The organism is Variovorax sp. 01T439_2 (assembly GCF_056398445.1).
This window is the reverse complement of the sequence record NZ_JBFTPJ010001140.1, coordinates 1-1,632: the sequence shown is the minus strand read 5'-3', so window position 1 is coordinate 1,632 and position 1,632 is coordinate 1. Positions and strand designations below refer to the sequence as shown.

The 1,632-nt window shown below is 69.3% G+C and carries 1 protein-coding gene; it reads right to left on the bottom strand.

Features of this window, described 5'->3' with window-relative positions; translation table 11 throughout:
* On the bottom strand, positions 1–1,632 hold a 1,632-nt coding region (locus AC1DOC_RS32825; protein WP_478131460.1), incomplete at both ends, for an alpha-2-macroglobulin family protein.

The following is a 1,632-nucleotide window of genomic DNA, read 5'->3' as shown; positions in this document are numbered from 1 at the left end:
CATTCGGCGTCTCGCCGAACATCTCGGGCGCGTACATCGCCTCGACGCGGCTCGGCGGCAGCGCGAAGTCGCCCACGTTGTTGAGGCGCACGGTGTATTCGATCTTCACCACGCCCTTGGGCAGGTACTCGTAGTAGCTGCGGAAGGCCTCGAAGCTGCGCTCCTCGAAGGCCAGCCAGCCGGCGCCCGACTTGCGCTCGCCCTGCGTGGCGATCTGCGAGTCGCGGCCGAGGCCCGTGCCCAGGATGGTGGCGCCGCCCGGGATCGGGTCGCTCACTACCACCCAGGTCATGTCGGTGCTGGCGTTCACCTCGACGGTCACGCGCAGCACGTCGCCGCGCGTGTACTTGCCCGCGGTGGCCTGCTCGACCGGCGTGATGGTCTTCTTGATCGCATAGCCCGCGGCGAACGGCGCCTTCAATTGCACCGCGGCAATCGACTGCATCGTGAGCCAGGGCTTGCCGCTGCCTTGCTGCGTGACCAGCAGGGTGTCGCGCACCGGCGTGCCCGCGGGCGATGCGGCCCAGGGCAGGAACATGCTGTTGTTCTTCAGGTTGCCCGGCGACGCGGGCGCGCCGAAGAAGGTGCTCTGGTTGGGCGCGCCGGCCGCGTCGGTGGTCTTCACGCGCTCGACGCTGCGCCAGTCGACCTGCGCCTTCACGGCACCGAGCGTGGCGGCCGTGACGCCGGCCACCGGCGTGCTCTCGAACACCTTGGAGAACTTCTCGAGTGCCAGTCCGCCCCACAGGTTGGCGGTGGTGGTGTGCCAGGCGCCGTTCTGCTGGCGGCCGATGAAGCCGTTGGCGAGTTTGCCGATGTCGTCCTTCCAGGCCGGGTCGTCCATCACGCTGAGCAGGAGGCGCGCGGTGTTGACGTCGCCGTTGGTCATGAGCCACCACCAGTAGTCGTCCTGCTCGGTGCTGAAGACGAGCTTGGTGCCCTGGTAGGACAGGCGCGCCTTGAGCACGTTGTTGGCCTCCTCCAGCCGCTGCTGCCGCTGCGGCACGTCCTGCACGCGCTTGAGGATGTTGAGCCAGTCGATCACCGCGCTGGTGGGCCACTGGTTCGGCGCGATGGTGATGCTGCCGAGCATGCTGCCCTTGGCCGTGCCGTAGCGCGACAGGGCCTCGAGCGCGGCGAGCTTGCGCACGTCCAGGTCCTTGCGCGGGCTCCAGAACTCGCGCTGGATGCGGCCTTCGACAAAGGCGATGAGGCCCGACTCCATCGGCGCGCGCGCCGCGTCGGGCAGCGCGAAGGCGGKGTTCAGCGCCGCCGCCTCGTGCGTGGCCGCCAAGAGGTAGGAAGTGAGGATGTCGCTGCCGCGGTTCGATTCGCCGTCGCGCGGCGGAAAGTAGCTGGCCAGGCCGTCGCTGTCGAGGTAGGTCGGCAGCTGCGCCAGCACGCCCTGCCACATCTTCGCGTCGCGCAGGCCGACCGACTTGCTGGTCTTCTGTTCGAGGCAGATGAACGGGTAGTTGGCGAACCAGTCGCGCACGCCCGGCAGGCCCTCGGCCAGCTTGGGTTGCAGCGACAGCTTCAGGCCGCCGCGGCCGGGCAGGGCGTCGGCGGGCGGTGCCACGTCGATGGTGAAGGGGCCGTCGAGCTGCACCAGCGTGGCCTGCTGCACCGTGA